The 16,571-nt window shown below is 63.9% G+C and carries 23 protein-coding genes; 14 read left to right on the top strand and 9 right to left on the bottom strand.

Features of this window, described 5'->3' with window-relative positions; all coding sequences use genetic code 11:
- Positions 1-143: 143 nt before the first annotated feature.
- The 7 genes from RUH75_RS06505 to RUH75_RS06475 all read left to right on the top strand — a co-directional run bounded on the left by RUH75_RS06505 (position 144) and on the right by RUH75_RS06475 (position 4,869).
- Positions 144-830, top strand: a complete 687-nt coding sequence (locus RUH75_RS06505; RefSeq protein WP_313803350.1) for a glutathione S-transferase family protein — start codon at positions 144-146, stop codon at positions 828-830.
- Positions 831-934: 104 nt separating this feature from the next.
- Positions 935-2,392, top strand: coding sequence for a 3-isopropylmalate dehydratase large subunit (leuC, locus tag RUH75_RS06500; protein WP_313803348.1), 1,458 nt, complete (start codon positions 935-937; stop codon positions 2,390-2,392).
- A gap of 109 nt (positions 2,393-2,501) precedes the next feature.
- Positions 2,502-3,119 carry a 3-isopropylmalate dehydratase small subunit gene (leuD, locus tag RUH75_RS06495; RefSeq protein ID WP_313803346.1) on the top strand — a complete coding sequence of 206 codons (618 nt, stop codon included), beginning with the start codon at positions 2,502-2,504 and terminating at the stop codon, positions 3,117-3,119.
- 48 nt (positions 3,120-3,167) lie between these two features.
- Positions 3,168-3,491, top strand: a complete 324-nt coding sequence (locus tag RUH75_RS06490; RefSeq protein ID WP_313803344.1) for a DUF1476 domain-containing protein — start codon at positions 3,168-3,170, stop codon at positions 3,489-3,491.
- Positions 3,492-3,510: 19 nt separating this feature from the next.
- The gene (locus tag RUH75_RS06485; RefSeq protein ID WP_313803342.1) at positions 3,511-3,744 is read left to right on the top strand and encodes a BolA family transcriptional regulator; all 234 of its coding nucleotides are present in this window, start codon (positions 3,511-3,513) and stop codon (positions 3,742-3,744) included.
- Between the two features lie 57 nt (positions 3,745-3,801).
- Entirely contained in the window at positions 3,802-4,134 is a 333-nt protein-coding gene (grxD, locus tag RUH75_RS06480) for a Grx4 family monothiol glutaredoxin (RefSeq protein WP_313803340.1), read from the top strand.
- Between the two features lie 306 nt (positions 4,135-4,440).
- Positions 4,441-4,869: a hypothetical protein gene (locus RUH75_RS06475; RefSeq protein ID WP_313803338.1), complete on the top strand. Its 429-nt coding sequence runs from the start codon at positions 4,441-4,443 to the stop codon at positions 4,867-4,869.
- 10 nt (positions 4,870-4,879) lie between these two features.
- Here RUH75_RS06475 and hemW read toward each other — a convergent pair whose 3' ends face one another.
- A complete protein-coding gene (gene hemW / locus RUH75_RS06470) occupies positions 4,880-6,070 on the bottom strand; it encodes a radical SAM family heme chaperone HemW (RefSeq protein ID WP_313803336.1) in 1,191 nt (396 codons plus the stop codon).
- On the opposite strand from hemW, the gene RUH75_RS06465 reads away from it, so the two are divergent.
- Positions 6,069-6,767, top strand: a complete 699-nt coding sequence (locus RUH75_RS06465) for a CAP domain-containing protein (RefSeq protein WP_313803334.1) — start codon at positions 6,069-6,071, stop codon at positions 6,765-6,767. The genes hemW and RUH75_RS06465 overlap by 2 nt on opposite strands.
- 82 nt (positions 6,768-6,849) lie before the next feature.
- Here the strand turns inward: RUH75_RS06465 and rdgB are convergent, their stop codons facing one another.
- Positions 6,850-7,479, bottom strand: coding sequence for an RdgB/HAM1 family non-canonical purine NTP pyrophosphatase (gene rdgB / locus RUH75_RS06460; protein WP_313803332.1), 630 nt, complete (start codon positions 7,477-7,479; stop codon positions 6,850-6,852).
- Between the two features lies 1 nt (position 7,480).
- Positions 7,481-8,197, bottom strand: a complete 717-nt coding sequence (rph, locus tag RUH75_RS06455) for a ribonuclease PH (protein ID WP_313803330.1) — start codon at positions 8,195-8,197, stop codon at positions 7,481-7,483.
- 97 nt (positions 8,198-8,294) lie between these two features.
- Here rph and RUH75_RS06450 point away from each other — a divergent pair, with 97 nt between their 5' ends.
- From RUH75_RS06450 to RUH75_RS06430, 5 genes are all read left to right on the top strand, one after another.
- Positions 8,295-8,807 (top strand): DUF6438 domain-containing protein, encoded by a 513-nt coding sequence (locus tag RUH75_RS06450; RefSeq protein WP_313803328.1) that lies wholly within the window; start codon positions 8,295-8,297, stop codon positions 8,805-8,807.
- 44 nt (positions 8,808-8,851) lie between these two features.
- Complete coding sequence (hrcA, locus tag RUH75_RS06445) at positions 8,852-9,895, top strand: heat-inducible transcriptional repressor HrcA (RefSeq protein ID WP_313803326.1); 1,044 nt, start codon at positions 8,852-8,854, stop codon at positions 9,893-9,895.
- The gene (grpE, locus tag RUH75_RS06440) at positions 9,892-10,446 is read left to right on the top strand and encodes a nucleotide exchange factor GrpE (RefSeq protein ID WP_313803324.1); all 555 of its coding nucleotides are present in this window, start codon (positions 9,892-9,894) and stop codon (positions 10,444-10,446) included. The genes hrcA and grpE overlap by 4 nt, the downstream gene beginning before the upstream one ends.
- Positions 10,447-10,605: 159 nt before the next feature.
- Positions 10,606-11,217, top strand: coding sequence for a PadR family transcriptional regulator (locus RUH75_RS06435; RefSeq protein ID WP_313803322.1), 612 nt, complete (start codon positions 10,606-10,608; stop codon positions 11,215-11,217).
- A gap of 3 nt (positions 11,218-11,220) precedes the next feature.
- Complete coding sequence (locus RUH75_RS06430; RefSeq protein WP_313803320.1) at positions 11,221-11,499, top strand: DUF2218 domain-containing protein; 279 nt, start codon at positions 11,221-11,223, stop codon at positions 11,497-11,499.
- A 331-nt stretch (positions 11,500-11,830) separates the two neighbouring features.
- Here the strand turns inward: RUH75_RS06430 and ruvC are convergent, their stop codons facing one another.
- The 5 genes from ruvC to RUH75_RS06405 form a co-directional block, all read right to left on the bottom strand.
- On the bottom strand, positions 11,831-12,322 hold the full coding sequence (ruvC, locus tag RUH75_RS06425) for a crossover junction endodeoxyribonuclease RuvC (RefSeq protein WP_313803318.1): 492 nt from the start codon (positions 12,320-12,322) through the stop codon (positions 11,831-11,833).
- 75 nt (positions 12,323-12,397) lie between these two features.
- Positions 12,398-13,141, bottom strand: a complete 744-nt coding sequence (locus tag RUH75_RS06420) for a YebC/PmpR family DNA-binding transcriptional regulator (RefSeq protein ID WP_313803316.1) — start codon at positions 13,139-13,141, stop codon at positions 12,398-12,400.
- A gap of 67 nt (positions 13,142-13,208) precedes the next feature.
- The gene (locus tag RUH75_RS06415) at positions 13,209-13,535 is read right to left on the bottom strand and encodes a heavy metal-binding domain-containing protein (RefSeq protein WP_313803314.1); all 327 of its coding nucleotides are present in this window, start codon (positions 13,533-13,535) and stop codon (positions 13,209-13,211) included.
- Between the two features lie 41 nt (positions 13,536-13,576).
- Positions 13,577-13,819: a DUF2312 domain-containing protein gene (locus RUH75_RS06410; RefSeq protein ID WP_150290645.1), complete on the bottom strand. Its 243-nt coding sequence runs from the start codon at positions 13,817-13,819 to the stop codon at positions 13,577-13,579.
- A gap of 39 nt (positions 13,820-13,858) precedes the next feature.
- Entirely contained in the window at positions 13,859-14,158 is a 300-nt protein-coding gene (locus tag RUH75_RS06405; RefSeq protein WP_313803310.1) for a DUF1244 domain-containing protein, read from the bottom strand.
- Between the two features lie 106 nt (positions 14,159-14,264).
- On the opposite strand from RUH75_RS06405, the gene pyk reads away from it, so the two are divergent.
- Positions 14,265-15,722 (top strand): pyruvate kinase, encoded by a 1,458-nt coding sequence (gene pyk / locus RUH75_RS06400; RefSeq protein ID WP_313803308.1) that lies wholly within the window; start codon positions 14,265-14,267, stop codon positions 15,720-15,722.
- Between the two features lie 198 nt (positions 15,723-15,920).
- Here the strand turns inward: pyk and RUH75_RS06395 are convergent, their stop codons facing one another.
- Positions 15,921-16,568 carry an HAD family phosphatase gene (locus tag RUH75_RS06395; RefSeq protein WP_313803306.1) on the bottom strand — a complete coding sequence of 216 codons (648 nt, stop codon included), beginning with the start codon at positions 16,566-16,568 and terminating at the stop codon, positions 15,921-15,923.
- Positions 16,569-16,571: the final 3 nt, after the last annotated feature.

Genomic DNA, 16,571 nt, shown 5'->3' with positions numbered 1-16,571 from the left:
AAGGACTTGACGGTCCGGGGCTTCATGCTCCGGACCGTTTTTTTTGATTCATAAGCCTATCTTATGAACCTCGCCGCCATTCCGGCTTTTGCCCCGGTCGTCGCGCGCCTATGTTCATCGCGCCGTTCATAAGGGGAAAGCCGATGTCCTACACCCTCATCACCGCCAACCGGAATTATTCGAGTTGGTCCCTGCGCCCATGGGTGCTGATGAAGACGCTCGGCATCGGCTTCACCGATCGGCTCGAACCCTTCGCCGCCGCTGAAAATTACGCGGCCTTTCGCGATTTCTCTCCGACGGGACAGGTGCCCGCGCTGATCGATGGCGACAGGACGGTCTGGGACTCGCTGGGCATCACGCTGTACCTTGGCGATCGGCATCCGGACGTCTGGCCGCAGGGGGACGCCGCGCGGGCATGGGCGCAATCGGCCGTCGCGGAAATGCACAGCGGCTTTGCAGCGCTGCGCAACGATTGCCCGATGAATGTCGGGGTGCGCGTGGAAGCGCATATGCCGTCGCCCGCTCTCAACCGGAACATCGCGCGGCTGATGGAACTGTGGGGGGAGGGGCTGTCCCGCTTCGGCGGCCCCTTTCTGGCGGGACCGGCTTTCACGGCCGCCGATGCCTTTTATGCGCCGGTGGTTTTCCGGGTGCGGACCTATGGGCTGGACGTCGGGCCGGTGGCGCAGGCCTGGGTCGACCATATGCTCGCCCTGCCCGCGATGCGCGAATGGGAGCGCGCGGCCCTCGCCGAAAGCTGGCGGGAGGAAAGCCATGAGGCGGAAGTGGGCGCGGCCGGTCGCATCGTCGAGGATCATCGTGCCGGCTAAGTCCCTGACGTTGCGTCATGGCAGGGCGGCTATTGGCGGAAACAGGAAAAATTGGCCGCTTTCCCTCTTTTCCCCTGCCCTGTCTGGGGCTAGGGGGAAGGGCTATGGTAAAGCCCCGCACCTTGTATGAGAAGATTTGGGACGCGCACGTCGTTGAACGCCGTCCCGACGGAACCTGCCTGATCTATATCGACCGTCACCTCGTCCATGAGGTGACGAGCCCGCAGGCGTTCGAGGGCCTTCGCATGGCTGGACGCAAGGTGCGTCGTCCCGACCTGACCCTTGCGGTGCCGGACCATAACCTGCCGACGACCCCGCGTCGCGATGCGGCGGGGAACCGTATCCCGATCGCCGATCCCGAAAGCGCGCAGCAACTGGCGGCGCTGGAGCGCAATGCGCCCGAATTCGGCGTCCGCCTGATCGGGGACGCCGATGCCGAACAGGGCATCGTCCACGTCGTCGGTCCGGAACAGGGCTTTACCCTGCCGGGCACGACGCTGGTTTGCGGCGACAGCCACACCAGCTCGCATGGCGCGCTCGGTGCGTTGGCCTTCGGCATCGGCACGTCGGAGGTCGAGCATGTGCTCGCGACCCAGACGTTGCTGCTCAAGCAGTCGAAGACGATGGAAGTCGTGGTCGATGGCGAGCTGGGCTTTGGCGTGACGCCCAAGGATGTGGCACTGGCGATCTGCGGCCAGATCGGCACTGCGGGCGGCACCGGCTATGTCATGGAATATCGCGGCTCGGTGTTCCGCGACATGTCGATCGAGGGGCGGCTGACGGTCGCCAACATGTCGATCGAGGCGGGCGCGCGCTCCGGTCTGTTCGCGCCGGACGAGAAGACCTTCGCCTATCTGGAAGGCCGCCCCATGGCGCCCAAGGGGACGGAGTGGGATGCCGCCGTCGCCTATTGGAAGACGCTGCTGACGGATGAAGGCGCGGTGTTCGACAAGATCGTCGTGATCGACGCCGCCGACATCGTGCCCAGCGTCACCTGGGGCACCAGTCCGGAAGATGTCGTGCCGGTAACGGGCGTGGTGCCCGACCCGGAAAGCTTCGCCGACGCCTCAAAGCGCGCCGCCGCGCAGAAGTCGCTCGACTATATGGGCCTGACCGCCGGGCAGCGCATGGAAGACGTCGCCATCGAGCATGTCTTCATCGGCAGCTGCACCAACAGCCGGATCGAGGATTTGCGCGCCGCCGCCGATCTGCTCAAGGGCCGCCATATCGCCAGCGGCATCAAGCACGCGATGGTCGTGCCGGGTTCGGGGCTGGTCAAGCGCCAGGCCGAAGCCGAAGGCCTCGACCGCATCTTCACCGACGCCGGCTTCGAATGGCGCGAGCCGGGCTGTTCGGCCTGCCTTGGCATGAATCCCGACAAGGTTCCTTCGGGCGAGCGTTGCGCCTCGACCAGCAACCGCAATTTCATGGGCCGTCAGGGGCCGGGTTCGCGGACGCATCTCGTCTCGCCCGTCATGGCCGCTGCCGCTGCCATCACCGGACATCTGACCGACGTGCGCGAATTGTTGGCGGAAAAAAAACAGGGAGAGGCGGTCGCATGAAGAAGGTATTCTGGTTGCTGACGCTGGGCGCGTTGGCCAGTGCCGCCATGGCGGCGACCCTGGGGCGCGCGGAAGATTCCCATCGTCCCGCCGAAAAACGGTCACATTGATGGACAAGCTGAATATCGTTGATGGCAAGGCCTATCCGTTCGGGATGAAGAATGTCGACACCGACATCGTCATCCCGGCGCATTGGCTGAAGACCATTTCGCGGAGCGGTCTGGGCAAGGGCGCGTTTGAGGTGCTGCGCAAGGAACCGGGCAATGTCTTCGACGATCCGGCCTATGTGGGCAGCCCGATCCTGATCGCGGGCGACAATTTCGGCTGCGGGTCCAGCCGCGAACATGCCGCCTGGGCGCTGGCGGATCTGGGCATCAAGGTCGTGATCGCACCCAGCTTTTCGGACATTTTCTCCGGCAACGCCTTCAAGAACGGCATTTTGACCGTGGTGCTGCCGCAGGAGGCCATCGACCGGCTGATGGAAGTGGCCCAGGGACTCAATGGAACTCCGGACCCGATCCATGTCGATCTGGAGCATCAGACCGTCACGACCCGGTTCCAGGACCGCTTCCAGTTCGAGATCGATCCCTTCCGCAAGCATTGCCTGCTGGGCGGCCTGGATGAGATCGGCCTGACGCTGGGGCAGGCGGACACGATCAGCCACTTTGAGGCAAAGGACGCCGACGCGCGTCCCTGGCTCGTACCGGCCGTTGCGCAAGCGGCCTGATCATCCTATCTCGAACGGAATATTCCGGTTTTTCTACAGGGCACAGGCATGACGACCTTCGACGAACGCGAAAAGGCCTTTGAAAACATGTTCGCGCATGATCAGGAGATGCAGTTCCGCATCCAGGCGCGCCGTAACCGTCTGCTCGGCGAATGGGCCGGGGCGAAAATGGGGCTGACGCCCGAAGAAACCGATGCCTATGCCAAGGCAGTGGTGCAGGCCGATTTCGAAGAAGCGGGCGACGAGGATGTGATCCGCAAGCTGTTGGGCGACATGACCCTGGCCGGGATCGACATTGATGAAGCCGGCGTCCGCACCGCTCTGGACGAGCAGCAGGTCATCGCCCGCCGCATGTTCATCGAAGCGCAATAAGCATAAGGAACCAGCGACCGTGCCGATGGCCGCCGATGACATTGCGGAGATGATCCGCGCCGCCATTCCGGATGCGGAGGTCGAAATCACCGACCTTGCCGGCGATGGCGACCATTATGCGGCGCGCGTCGTTTCGGAAAGTTTCCGCGGCATGAGCCGGGTCGCGCAGCAGCGCGCCGTTTATGCCGCGCTGGGCGGCCGCATGGGCGGCGTGCTCCATGCCTTGCAACTTACCACCGCCGTTCCCAATTAACGGCCATCAGACACATATCGCGCCCTTGCAGCGGCGCCTGACAGGAATGGACACCCGATGACCGACGCCGTGCACCAGCGCATCGCCGATATCGTCAATGGCAATGACGTCGTGCTTTTCATGAAGGGCACGCCGCTGTTCCCGCAATGCGGCTTTTCCAGCCGTGCGATTGCGATCCTCGAACATCTGGGCGTCGCCTATGAAAGCGTGGACGTCTTGCAGGATCAGGTCGTCCGTCAGGGGATCAAGGCCTTTTCCGACTGGCCGACCATTCCCCAGCTTTATGTGAAGGGCGAATTTGTCGGTGGCAGCGACATCATGATGGAAATGTATGAAGCGGGCGAATTGCAGCAGCTCATGGCCGATCAGGGTGTTGCGCCCGCAAACTGAGCCTTCCTCCGAGGGATCATGAAAAGGCGGTCTGGTTTCCGGGCCGCCTTTTTTCATGCGCGTCACCTGAGGAAACGGGTGGGGCCAAAACCGGGTGGGGCCAAAACCGGGTGGGGGATGAGGCTGAGACGGGCCGTCATCCCCCGATAGTTGAACGTTCATGGGAACGTCCCTACCTCCGCAAGACCTGTGCCAGAGATGAAAAGGCACGCATTTTCGATGCTCACGAAGGTTAATCCTTCGTCGGCCGTTGCGATATGTGTAAAACAGGTCGACACTTGAAGAAATCCTGAGAGGATTGCGACCATGAGCGTCTGGACGGCCGAAATGCTGATTGCCACGACCCTGTTGGCGGCGCCCGTCATCGACAGGATCGCGCCGGTTCCGCCCGTGCCCCCCGCCGGTCAGCGCGACGATGGGGATCGGATCGCGACCCATGCCATGCCTGGCGAAGCGGAAATCCGTCATAAGGTGCCGAATGTCGACATTGGCAGCGGCTGCGAGGAAGGGAAGAACGTGACGCGGCGCGAGACGGTGGATGCCGATGGGCGCCGTCACATCCGGATTCGCATTTGCGAAACGCAGATCGAGGCGCAGGCGCATCGCGCCGCGCGGGCCGGACTGATCGCGGCCCGTGCCCACATCGCCGCGGCCGCGAAGATGTCGGACAAGATCAGGGCCGACGTGCTCCGCGATCTGGACAAGGAAATCGCCCGGATGGATGACGAGGAATAGGACAGGTCGTTCAGACCGCCACGACTTCCGGCAGAATCGCATCCAGCAAGAGCATCCCGGCGGGTTCGATGCGTAGGCGTCGCCCCTCCTGCCGGATCAGCCCATGGCCGGCGAGCCGCGCAACCGCGTCCGCGTCGATCAGCGCCGCGATGGGCACGCCGGAGAGGCGGCCGACCCGCTCCAGATCCACCCCTTCCACCAGCCGCAGCCCCATCAGCAGCGCCTCCCGCGCCCGGTCGGCGGGATCGAGCGGTTCCTCGCTTTGCAGCCCATGGCGGTTGCGGCCGACCGCGTTCATCCAGTTTTCGGGCTTCCTGTGGCGCAGGGTGGCCAGCCCGCGGCGCCGTCCATGGGCCCCTGGGCCGATCCCGGCATAGTCGCCATAGCGCCAATAGATGAGGTTATGACGGCTTTCCTGCCCCGCGCGGGCATGATTGCTGATCTCATAGGCGGGGATGCCCGCCGCCGCCGTCATGGCCTGGGTCTGTTCATAAAGCGTGGCGGCATGGTCGGCATCGGCGGGGGTGAGCCTGCCCTGCGCAACCAGCGTCGCGAAGCGGGTGCCCGGCTCTATGGTAAGTTGATAGAGCGAGAGATGATCGGTGCCGAAGGACAGGCCCCGTGCCAGTTCCGCTTCCCAATCCGCTTCGCTCTGGCCGGGCCGGGCGTAGATGAGGTCGAAATTGACCCGCGCGAACACTGACTGCGCGATGTCCAGCGCCGCCAGCCCCTCGCGTACGTCATGGGCGCGGCCGAGAAAGCGGAGCGCTTCATCCTCCAGCGCCTGAAGGCCGAGCGATACCCGGTTGACCCCCGCCGCAGCGAGGTCGGCGAAGCGAGCGGCCTCGACCGAGCTGGGATTGGCCTCCAACGTGATTTCGATGTCGGACGTCGCAGGCCAATGGCCCGTCGCCGCGTCGATCAGCGCCTCCACGATTCGCGGCGGCATTAGCGAAGGCGTGCCACCGCCGAAGAAGATCGAGGAGAGCGGCCGCCCACCATTCAGTGCCGCTTCATGAGCCAGATCGCTTAGCAGCGCATCGCGCCAGGCCTCGATATCGATCTCGGCCCGGACATGGCTGTTAAAATCGCAGTAAGGACATTTTGAAACGCAAAATGGCCAATGCACATATAAGGCTATGGGATCGGCCAAGTCCGATGAGTGAGGCGCGGCAGCGGGGATAAAAGGGTCGGGTGACATGAGTAGGGGCTTCATTAAACGGCTTTGGCCCGCGCGGCTAGCGTTGGCGGGGCTTTTGCTGGCGGTCACGGGGCAGGGCGAAGCGTCGCCTTCGCGCGGGACCCGTTCCCCGCCACCCGCCATGCCTGCCTCCTATTATGGCATGGAAGAAGCGGATCGCGACAATGCCCTGATGCGTGACGTCGTTCTGGGCATGCATAATGAGGAACGCGAATCGCTCGGGCTCTCCCCCTTGGCCTGGGACAGCGCCCTGGCGGCGGATGCGGCGCGCTATGCGCGGCAGATGGCGCAGACCAATCTCTTCCGGCATTCGCCGCGCGCCAGCCGCGCTATCCCCAGCGGCGAAAATCTCTGGATGGGATCGCGGGGCCTGTATGATTATGAGCTGATGGTGGGCTCGTTCCTGGATGAGAAACGCTATTTCCGGCGCAGCGGCATCCTGCCCGATCTCAGCACCACCGGCCGCTGGGAGGATGTCGGCCATTATACCCAGATCATCTGGCGCAGCACGCGCAAGGTCGGCTGCGCGCTGGCGGAGGGGCAGAGTTACGACTATCTCGTCTGCCGCTATTTCCCGGCGGGCAATGTCTTCGGCCAGAATCCGCTGGACCGGGACGACGGCGCGCCCGCCCAATATGCCAGTGGCGAGCATTGCGCCGGGCACCCGCCCGGGTTTTTAGAGCGGTTTTCGATCTGATTGGATCAGATCGCCGCTCTAAACCCCTGTGTTTGCGGCGATTTCTTAACCAGCGATCGATTCCGATCGCTTGGAAATCGCTCTAAAACACCGCCGCCACCAACTGCGCGAAGGCATCGGCGCGGTGGCTCATCGCATGCTTTTTTTCCGGCTCCATCTCGCCGAAGCTGATTTCATGCCCATGCGGCTGGAAGATCGGGTCGTAGCCAAAGCCCCTGTCGCCGCGCGGCGGCCAGATGATGGTGCCGTCGACCCGACCCTCGAACGCCTCGACATGGCCATCGGGCCAGGCCAAAGCGAGGGCGCAGATGAAATGCGCGCCATGGCCCGCTTCCGGTCCCCGGGCCTGGATATTGTCCCAGACCAGCTGCATGGCGAGCCCGAAATCCTTGGTTTCCCCAGCCCAGCGGGCAGAGAAGATGCCCGGATCGCCGTTCAGCGCCTCGACGCACAGGCCGCTGTCATCGGCCAGCGCGGGCAGACCCGACAGATCGGCGGCCTGCATCGCCTTCAGCTCCGCATTGGCGATGAAGGTCGTGCCAGTTTCATCGGGTTCGGGCAGGTCCAGCGCGGCGGCGGACACTGTCTCGATACCATAGGGTGCGAGCAGTTCTCCGATTTCCCGCACCTTGCCGGGATTGTGGCTGGCGATCACCAGCCTGCCCGGTCCCAGCTTGCGGATCGCCTGTTCCTGTCCGAACTCGTCACTCATCTTATCGTCCCGTCACCTTATCCTGCGCCGCGAAGATCTGCGCGCAGCCGATACGGGCGAGGCGCAGCAGGCGAAGCAGCTCTTCCTCGTCATAGGTAGCGCCTTCCGCCGTCGCCTGCACTTCCGCAAATTTGCCATCGCTGGTCAGGATCAGATTGGCGTCGGCCTGCGCATTGCTGTCCTCCGCATAATCGAGGTCGAGCACCGGCGTGCCGTTGTAGATGCCGCAACTGATCGCAGCGACCTTCTGCACGATGGGGTCTTCCTTCAGCGCACCGCTCGCCAGCAGCTTGTCGATGGCGATGCGCAGCGCGACCCAGCTACCCGAAATGGCTGCCGTGCGGGTGCCGCCATCGGCCTGGATCACGTCGCAGTCGACGACGATCTGACGCTCGCCCAGCTTCTGGAGGTCGACCACGGCACGCAGCGATCGGCCGATCAGGCGCTGGATTTCCTGGGTGCGGCCCGACTGCTTGCCCTTGGCGGCTTCGCGGCTGCCACGGGTGTGGGTGGCGCGGGGCAGCATGCCATATTCCGCCGTGACCCAGCCCGAACCCTTGCCGCGCAGGAAGGGCGGCACTTTTTCCTCGATCGATGCGGTGCACAGGACGCGGGTGTCGCCAAAGCTCACCAGGCAGCTGCCCTCGGCATGGATGGTGAAGCCAGGCTCCATGGTGATTTCGCGCATCTGGTCGGGCGCGCGGCCGGAAGGACGCATAAGATTTCTTCTCCGAAGCGTTGTGTCGAGCGGGCTTAGCGCCGGGCCGGCGGACATGCCAGTGGCGATATATGTGAAAGATGCTAGGAAACGGGGCATGGGGACGAAAACGATCATGATTTTGGCGGCCACGGCGCTGCTGGGCGCCTGCGCGATGGAGCAGGCCGAGCTGGAAAAGCCGACCATGGCGGGCGATACGATCAGATTTTCAGCCGGACCCTGTTTCGGCGCCTGTCCCAGCTATAGCCTTCAGGTGACGCCGGACGGTTCCGGACTGATCGAGCCGCAACGCTTTACCGCCGTGCCGGGGCCGACGCGCTTCACCGTGACGCCGCTGCAATATCGCCGCTTCCGCGCGGCGCTGGCGCAGTTCCGGCCGGCGCAGGGAACGGTCAAGCGGATTGCGCATGGGGAAAATTGCACCCGTTTCGCGACGGACATGCCCGCTTATGTCATCGAATGGACGCGCGACGAAGCGCAGCCCACCCGGCTGGAATTTCAGTCCGGCTGCATGGATGCCGGATATGGCAGGCTGCGCGCGACGATCGCGTCGATCCCCAGAATGCTGGATATCGCGGCGATGGTGAAGCCCACCGCCAAGGGCAAATGACGGTTGGGCTTGAGCGCAGAGCGATGCGCGCCTAGATAAACGCCATGGCGGTCACCCCGATCACCGAGCTTAACGAGCGTGCCCGCGACGTTTTCCGTCTGGTGGTCGAGAGCTATCTCGGCACCGGGCTGCCTGTTGGCTCGCGCACGATCAGCAAGCTTGCCAGCTTGAGCCTGTCGCCCGCGTCGATCCGCAATGTGATGCAGGACCTGGAGGAGCTGGGCCTGCTGGCCGCGCCGCATACCTCGGCAGGGCGCATGCCGACGGAAACCGGGCTCCGGCTTTTCGTCGACGGCATGATGCAGGCGGCCGAACCTTCCGTCGAGGAAAGGCGCGCGATCGAGGCGGGGATTTCCGAAGGCGGGCCGATAGAAGAAGCGCTGTCGGCCGCCACCGCCGCCTTGTCCGGCCTGTCCGCCTGCGCCGGGATCGTCATGGTCCCCAAGCGCGAACCCGTGCTGCGGCAATTCGGTTTCGTGTCGCTGAATGATCGGCAGGCCCTGGCCGTGCTGGTCGGACAGGATGGATCGATCGAGAATCGCGTGGTCGATCTGCCGCTTGGGGTGACGCCCATCATGCTCAATGAGGCGGCGAATTTCATGTCGGCGCGCTTTGGCGGGCTGACGCTGGCGCAAGCGGGAGAGGCCTTGCGGCGCGAGCTGGAGAGGGACCGCAACACGCTTCAGGGCGCGGCGCGGGAACTGGTGGAGCGCGGCATTGCAGTCTGGTCGCATGATGCGGACGAGCGGCCGGTATTGATCGTGCGCGGTCAGGCGCATCTGCTGGATGATGGCACCGCCGCCGATCTGGAGCGGGTGCGGCAACTGCTGGAGCAGCTTGAGGGCAAGCAGGAGATTTCCAGCCTGCTGGAAAGCGCGCTGGCGGGCAGCGCGACCAAAATCTTCATCGGATCGGAAAACAAGCTCTTTTCCCTGTCGGGTTCTTCGGTCATAGCCGCGCCTTACCGGGGCGGAGACGGCCGGGTGGTGGGCGTGGTCGGCGTAATCGGGCCGACGCGCTTGAACTATGCGCGGGTGATCCCCATGGTGGACTTCACTGCGCAGACGCTGTCGAGATTGATGAGATGAGCGAAGAAAAACTGAATATCGAAAATACCGAAATCGTTGACGAACTGCCCGAGGATGCGGCGCCAGCCGGCGACGCGGCGGCGGAGAAGATCGCCGCGCTCGAAAATGAACTGGCGACCGCCAGGCAGGACGTGCTCTATGCCCATGCCGAAACGCAGAATGTGCGGCGGCGGCTGGAAAAGGAACTGGCCGACGCGCGCGCCTATGCAGCGACGGCCTTTGCCCGCGACATGCTGTCGGTGGCGGACAATCTGGGGCGCGCGCTCCAGACGATCCCCGCCGATCTGCGTGACGATGAGAAGTTCAAGGGGCTGGTGGCAGGCCTGGAAGCCACCGGGCGCGAGCTGGAGGCGGTCTTTGGCCGCAACGGCATTGAGAAACTGGAGTCGGTCGGCCAGCCGCTCGACCCCAACAGGCATCAGGCGATGATGGAGGTGCCCTCGGCCGATGCCGAGCCGGGCACGGTGCTGGTCGAAATGCAGGCGGGCTACACGATCAAGGATCGGCTGCTGCGTCCTGCGCTGGTCAGCGTGGCGAAGAAGCCCGACTGATCGGCCATTATCGCGAGATAAAGGGCCCGCCGGACCATGCGTCCGGCGGGTTTTTTTGTTCCAGACAGTTGAGATGCAGAAAAGATATATCGTAAATCTTGACGTTCGATATTTTAAGATATATCTAAACCCATCATGAAACAGTTAAGAGACTCCGATATGCACTTTCATCATCGTCATCATGGCGGCCGTCGCGGGCTTGGCCATGATCGCATGTTCGGGCCGGAAGGCTTTGATCGTGGCGGCTTTGCAGGCGGCTTCGGTGGCCGCTTCGGCGATGGCCCCTTTGGCGGCGGCCGGGGTGGCGGACGCCGCCGTCAGTTCGCCAATGATGCGCTCAAGCTCATCCTGCTGAAGCTGATCGCGGACAGCCCGCGTCATGGCTATGACCTGATCCGCGAGATTCAGGCCCTTTCGGGAGAGGCCTATGCGCCCAGCCCCGGCGTGGTCTATCCCACGCTGACCCTGCTGGCGGACATGGGCCTGATCGTCGAACAGCCCGGTGAGAGCAGCCGTAAACTGTTCGCCATCACCGACGCAGGCACGGCCCATCTGGCCGACAATGCCGAGGGCATGCAAGAGGTCATGGATCGTCTCGGTTCACTCGCCAAAAGGGCGGAACGCACGGATGGCGCGCCGATCCGACGGGCGATGCACAATCTGGGCATGGCGGTCCGGGCGCGGCTTGAACGCGAAGGGGCCGATGCCCAGACCATGTTCGACGTCGCCTCGCTGATTGATGAGGCTGCCAGCAAGATCGAAAGGCTGTAATCCATGACTTTGACCGCCAATGTGCCGACCGCCCATGCCAGCCGCTATCTTCAGCAGCTCTGCAAGCATTGGGGACACAAGTTCGAAACCGAATATGATGCGCAACAGGGCATGATCGCCTTCCCCATGGGCCCGATCCGGATGACGGCGGCGGCGGAAGCCCTCACCGTCACCATCGAACCGCAGGAGGGCGCGGATGTCGAACGCTTCAAGCAGGTGGTGGCGGATCATCTCGACCGCTTCGCTTTTCGCGAAGCCCCGCTGCGCTTCGACTGGCGGTAAGGGTGGAATGTGGACGGTCGGCTTAGCTGAGTCTTCCTTGATACGCGCCGTGTTCCTGCGAAGGCAGGAACCCAGTCCCGCCCTCGCCTCATCATTGCAACGTCTGAACTGGGCTCCTGCCTGCGCAGGAGCACGTTACGCTCAATGGCTACAAATGGCCAAACCCGCCAAAAATTCCCCTGTCCTACAGCATGGTAACAGAGCTAAGCCCACCCAGCTCTTTGAACCGTCCGGCCACGATAGGAAATTCCGCACGAAAAGACGCCTTTCCGCGCCTTTTGTCGTGTCACCTTTGTCACCCAAATCCTGTAGGCCGGGCTTATTTTCCGGCCTATTTACGCGGTATCCGCCGAGCGCTCGCCAGATGATGCGCATGGGTGATCGCGACCGCCAGCGCATCGGACGCGTCCGGTCCCGCGACCTTCGCGCCGGGAAGGAGGCGGGACACCATGGCGTGGACCTGCTCCTTCGACGCATTGCCGACGCCGACCACCGATTTCTTGACCAGCCGGGCGGCATATTCGCCCACTTCCATGCCGGATCGGGAAGCCGCCAGCAGCGCCACGCCTCGCGCCTGACCGAGTTTCAGCGTCGATTGCGGATTCACGTTGACGAACACTTCCTCGACCGCCGCGCCATTGGGCTGGTGTTCCAGGATGAGGTCGGTCAGCGCCAGGTCCAGCACCAGCAGGCGTGACGCCAGCGCCATCTCGGAATCGGTCTTGATCTGACCATTGGCGATATGGGTAAGGCGATTGCCGTCAGCGGCGATCAGCCCCCAGCCGGTAGTGCCCAGGCCGGGGTCGAGGCCAAGGATGATCATTCAACAAAATCCGTTCGGTTCGAGCGAGGCTGTGTCATGTGCCGACCTCGCTCGACACGAACGGATCGGGGGCATTCAGCCCAATTTCTCCATGACCTCGTCGGACACTTCATAATTGCCCCAGACGGTCTGGACGTCGTCATCATCTTCCAGCGTATCGACCAGCTTCATCAGCGTCGCGGCGTTGCTTTCATCGACGTCGACGGTGGTCTGCGGCTTCCAGGCGAGCTTGGCGCCCTCTGCCGGACCCAGCTTGGCCTCCAGGCCCTTGGCGACTTCATGCAGCGCGTCCATGGCGGTCCAGATCTCATGCTCGTCCTCGTTCGACGACACATCCTCCGCGCCGGCTTCCAGCGCCGCTTCGAAGATCGCGTCGGCATCGCCCGCGCTCGCCGGATAGGTGATGAGGCCCATGCGGTCGAAGCCATGGCTCACCGCGCCCGACGCGCCCAGATTGCCGCCATTCTTGGAGAAGGCGGTGCGCACATTGGTCGCGGTGCGGTTACGATTGTCGGTCAGCGCTTCCACGATGATCGCGACCCCGCCGGGACCATAGCCCTCATAGCGGATTTCCTCGTAATTCTCGGTATCCCCGCCGATCGCCTTGTCGATCGCGCGCTGGATATTGTCCTTGGGCATGGACTGCGCCTTGGCGGCGTTGATCGCCAGACGGAGGCGCGGGTTCATGTCCGGGTCGGGCATGCCCATTTTCGCCGCCACGGTGATTTCGCGGCTTAATTTGGAGAACATCGAGGAGCGCTTTTTGTCCTGCGCGCCCTTGCGATGCATGATGTTCTTGAATTTGCTATGGCCGGCCACGGCCTGCTCCTGACTTATCTGGTTATCCGAAGCGCGCTCTCTAGCGGGCGAGCCTCATCCGCGCAACTCAGACGAGAATGGCGGTGCCCGAGCAGGTGACCATCAGCATCGACCCACTCGATCCCACCGTCTCATAATCGAGATCGACACCGACCACCGCATTGGCGCCGAGCGTCGCGGCGCGCATCCGCATTTCCCCGATCGCCTGTTCCCGGGCGCGCTGGAGAACATCCTCATAGGCGCCCGATCGGCCGCCGACGATGTCGCGTATGCCCGCAAACAGGTCGCGCACGATGTTGGCGCCCACGATCACCTCGCCGGTGACGATGCCGAGATATTCCTTCGCGGGACGCCCCTCCAGGGAAGGGGTGGTGCTGACGATGATCTCGGTCATGGGCGCTCTCCTTTTGCGGTGGGGTTATTCCAGCCCCGGCGTCATTCCAGGCCAAGGGCCGACTTGTATGTTTCCAGCAGCGCTTCGGCCTCCATGCGGGCGTTGCGCTCCATCTTGCGCAGGCGGACGATCGACCGCATCGTCTTCACGTCATAGCCATTGGCCTTCGCCTCCAGATAGACGTCCTTGATATCGTCCGCGATGCCCTTCTTTTCCTCTTCCAGACGCTCGATGCGCTCGATGAAAAGGCGTAGCTGTTCGGCGGCGACATTGCCATCGCTCATGAGAATCTCCATTCCATGTGAATCGGTTGGCGAACGCCTCTAATGACTGTCGGCGTTCTTCGCCACACTCTCCTGCATCCGTGCGATCTGCTCGGGCGTCGCTTCGCCCTGGTAGCGGCTTTTCCACTCGCCAAAGGGCATGCCATGGATGATTTCCCGGGCCTGATCCCTGCTGAGCGCGCCATCCGCTTCCGCGATCCAGTCGGCCAGGCAGTTGCGGCAAAAGCCCGCCGCGCCCATCAGGTCGATATTCTGAACGTCGGTGCGGTGCTGCAAATGCGCCACCAACCGTCGGAAGGCGGTTGCGGCAACGGCATCTGTGAGTATGTTATCGCTCACGGCGAAACCTTTCGCTGATCTACATCATCCTGTCGTGCAGCACGGATAATCGAAAACCGCGCCCTGGCAAGCCAGAGGCGACCATGACGGTCAGGAGACATAGGGAATGACGAAATTACCGCCCCGTTCGCGCAAGGTCCGCATTCTTGCGACCCTTGGCCCTGCGAGCGACAGTCCGGAGATGATCCGGGCGCTGTTCGTCGCCGGGGCTGACGCTTTCCGCATCAATATGAGCCATGGCGCGCATGAGGATCATGCCGCGCGCATCGCCGCGATCCGGGCATTGGAGAAGGAGTTCGGCCGTCCGACGACGATCCTGGGCGACCTTCAGGGGCCGAAGCTGCGCGTGGGCACGTTCGAACGCGGGCTGGCGGTGCTGGAAACGGGCGGGGCCTTCGTCCTCGATAGCGATCCGGCGCCGGGCGACGCCAGCCGCGTGAACCTGCCGCATCCGGAAATCTATGCGGCGCTGGTCCCCGAAACCCGGCTGTTGCTGGATGACGGCAAGCTGGTGCTGCGGGTCAAGCAGGTGGCGGGCGATCGCATCGATACGGTGGTCGAGGTCGGCGGCACGCTGTCCAACCGCAAGGGGGTCAATGTGCCGGACGTGGTGGTGCCGGTGCCGGCGCTGACGGAGAAGGACCGGCGCGACCTCAGCTTCGCGGTGGAGCAGGGTTGTGACTGGATCGCGCTCAGTTTCGTGCAGCGGCCCGAGGATCTGGCGGAGGCGCGCAAGCTGATGGGCGGCCATGGCGCGCTGATGGCGAAGATCGAGAAGCCCTCCGCCGTGCAGCGGTTGGAGGAGATCATCGAGTTGGCCGACGGCGTGATGGTGGCCCGCGGCGATCTGGGCGTGGAACTGCCGCCTCAGGCGGTGCCGCCGCTCCAGAAGCAGATCGTCGCGACGGCGCGGCGCATGGGGCGTCCGGTCGTGGTGGCGACGCAGATGCTCGAATCGATGATCAAGGCGCCGACGCCGACCCGCGCCGAAGTGTCCGACGTGGCGACGGCGGTCTATGACGGGGCCGACGCGATCATGCTGTCGGCGGAGACGGCGGCGGGCGACTGGCCGGTCGAGGCGGTGGCGATGATGGACAGCATCGCCCACAGCGTCGAGCGTGATCCGGGCTATTTCGCGCGGCTGCACTTTACCGAAACCAAGCCCGATCCGACGACCGCCGACGCTCTGGCAGAGGGGGCGGGCGGCATCGTTTCTGTTGTCGGGGCGAGCGCGATCACCTGCTTCACCTCCTCCGGCAGTACCGTGCGGCGCGTGGCGCGCGAGCGGCCGATGACGCCGATCCTGGCGCTGACACCGCGCGCGGACACGGCGCGCAAGCTGGGGCTGACCTGGGGCGTCCATGCGGTGCGGACCAAGGATATCGGCACCTTCGAGGAGATGATCGGCAAGGCGCGGCGCATGGCCCTGCGGCATGATATGGTCGACAAGGGCGGCAAGATCGTCGTGCTGGCCGGCGTGCCTTTCGGGACGCCGGGGTCGACCAATGTGCTGCATGTCGCCGCGATTCGCGGGGATGAACTGAGAGGGCGGGACGAGGGTTAGGCTGTTTGAGGATTTGGCCTGCAATGGCCAAACCAAGACGTTCCCCTCCCGTAGACGGGAGGGGTTAGGGGTGGGCGCGAGCGAAGCGAGCTTCCGGGCTAGCCGTTGAAAATCGCCGCTGATGTTGCGCCAGCACACCCCCTAGCCCCCTCCCGCTTGCGGGAGGGGGAATGACGGCAAACCACCCAAATTTGCGCCCTAAGCCAAATCCCCTCGCCCTTGGCCTGAATAGGCTCCAAGCAACCCCAGCGCCGCCAGCTCCTGCCGCAACGTCGCCGCGTCGCGGAACAGGTGACCGTGCATGCCCTCCGCCTGTGCGGCGAGGATATTCTCCTCGCGGTCATCGATGAAGATCGCCTGCTCCGCCCGCAGCCCGAATCGACGAAGCGCCAGCCGGTAAATGGCGGGATCGGGCTTCACCAGCTTCTCCGCGCCGGACACCACGATATCGCGGAAGGGCGCGAACAGCGCCGTCTCCCGCGCGTGGAAAGGCGTCCAGAATTCCGCGCTGAAATTGGTGATGGCGAAAAGCGGAATGCCGCCTGCATCCAGTTCGCGGACCAGTTCCGGCATGCCCGCGATCGCAGGGCCGACGCTGTCGATGAACTTCTCGCCCCAGAGGCGAATCAGGTCCGCGCGCTCGGGATGGCGGGCGATCAGTTCGGCGCTGGTTTCCGCGAAGGGGCGGCCGGCATCATGCTGGAAATGCCAGTCCCTCGTCACGACATCGCGGAGAAACGCGTCGAGCGCCCGATCGTCGTCGATCAGGCGCTCGTACAGAACCCTGGGGTTCCAGTGATACAGGACATTGCCGACGTCGAAGATGACGGCGGCAATCTCCGCCATTCA

Origin of the sequence: Sphingobium sp. (genome assembly GCF_032153725.1) — a bacterium.
Classification (GTDB): Bacteria; Pseudomonadota; Alphaproteobacteria; order Sphingomonadales; family Sphingomonadaceae; genus Sphingobium.
Note: the sequence above shows the minus strand (reverse complement) of the source record. Positions and strands in the feature narration are given on the sequence as shown.

Excerpts from the sequence above, each read along its gene's own strand:
- rph (WP_313803330.1), bottom strand. The coding sequence starts at position 8,197 with ATGCGTCCTTCCGGCCGCGCGCCCGACCAGATGCGCGAAATCACCATG.
- RUH75_RS06505 (WP_313803350.1), top strand. The coding sequence starts at position 144 with ATGTCCTACACCCTCATCACCGCCAACCGGAATTATTCGAGTTGGTCC.
- RUH75_RS06475 (WP_313803338.1), top strand. The coding sequence starts at position 4,441 with ATGAGCGTCTGGACGGCCGAAATGCTGATTGCCACGACCCTGTTGGCG.
- ruvC (WP_313803318.1), bottom strand. The coding sequence starts at position 12,322 with ATGATCATCCTTGGCCTCGACCCCGGCCTGGGCACTACCGGCTGGGGG.
- RUH75_RS06430 (WP_313803320.1), top strand. The coding sequence starts at position 11,221 with ATGACTTTGACCGCCAATGTGCCGACCGCCCATGCCAGCCGCTATCTT.
- grpE (WP_313803324.1), top strand. The coding sequence starts at position 9,892 with ATGAGCGAAGAAAAACTGAATATCGAAAATACCGAAATCGTTGACGAA.
- rdgB (WP_313803332.1), bottom strand. The coding sequence starts at position 7,479 with ATGAGTGACGAGTTCGGACAGGAACAGGCGATCCGCAAGCTGGGACCG.
- leuC (WP_313803348.1), top strand. The coding sequence starts at position 935 with ATGGTAAAGCCCCGCACCTTGTATGAGAAGATTTGGGACGCGCACGTC.
- RUH75_RS06410 (WP_150290645.1), bottom strand. The coding sequence starts at position 13,819 with ATGAGCGATGGCAATGTCGCCGCCGAACAGCTACGCCTTTTCATCGAG.
- RUH75_RS06490 (WP_313803344.1), top strand. The coding sequence starts at position 3,168 with ATGACGACCTTCGACGAACGCGAAAAGGCCTTTGAAAACATGTTCGCG.
- RUH75_RS06465 (WP_313803334.1), top strand. The coding sequence starts at position 6,069 with ATGAGTAGGGGCTTCATTAAACGGCTTTGGCCCGCGCGGCTAGCGTTG.
- RUH75_RS06395 (WP_313803306.1), bottom strand. The coding sequence starts at position 16,568 with ATGGCGGAGATTGCCGCCGTCATCTTCGACGTCGGCAATGTCCTGTAT.
- RUH75_RS06450 (WP_313803328.1), top strand. The coding sequence starts at position 8,295 with ATGGGGACGAAAACGATCATGATTTTGGCGGCCACGGCGCTGCTGGGC.
- RUH75_RS06415 (WP_313803314.1), bottom strand. The coding sequence starts at position 13,535 with ATGACCGAGATCATCGTCAGCACCACCCCTTCCCTGGAGGGGCGTCCC.
- hemW (WP_313803336.1), bottom strand. The coding sequence starts at position 6,070 with ATGTCACCCGACCCTTTTATCCCCGCTGCCGCGCCTCACTCATCGGAC.
- leuD (WP_313803346.1), top strand. The coding sequence starts at position 2,502 with ATGGACAAGCTGAATATCGTTGATGGCAAGGCCTATCCGTTCGGGATG.
- hrcA (WP_313803326.1), top strand. The coding sequence starts at position 8,852 with ATGGCGGTCACCCCGATCACCGAGCTTAACGAGCGTGCCCGCGACGTT.
- grxD (WP_313803340.1), top strand. The coding sequence starts at position 3,802 with ATGACCGACGCCGTGCACCAGCGCATCGCCGATATCGTCAATGGCAAT.
- RUH75_RS06435 (WP_313803322.1), top strand. The coding sequence starts at position 10,606 with ATGCACTTTCATCATCGTCATCATGGCGGCCGTCGCGGGCTTGGCCAT.
- pyk (WP_313803308.1), top strand. The coding sequence starts at position 14,265 with ATGACGAAATTACCGCCCCGTTCGCGCAAGGTCCGCATTCTTGCGACC.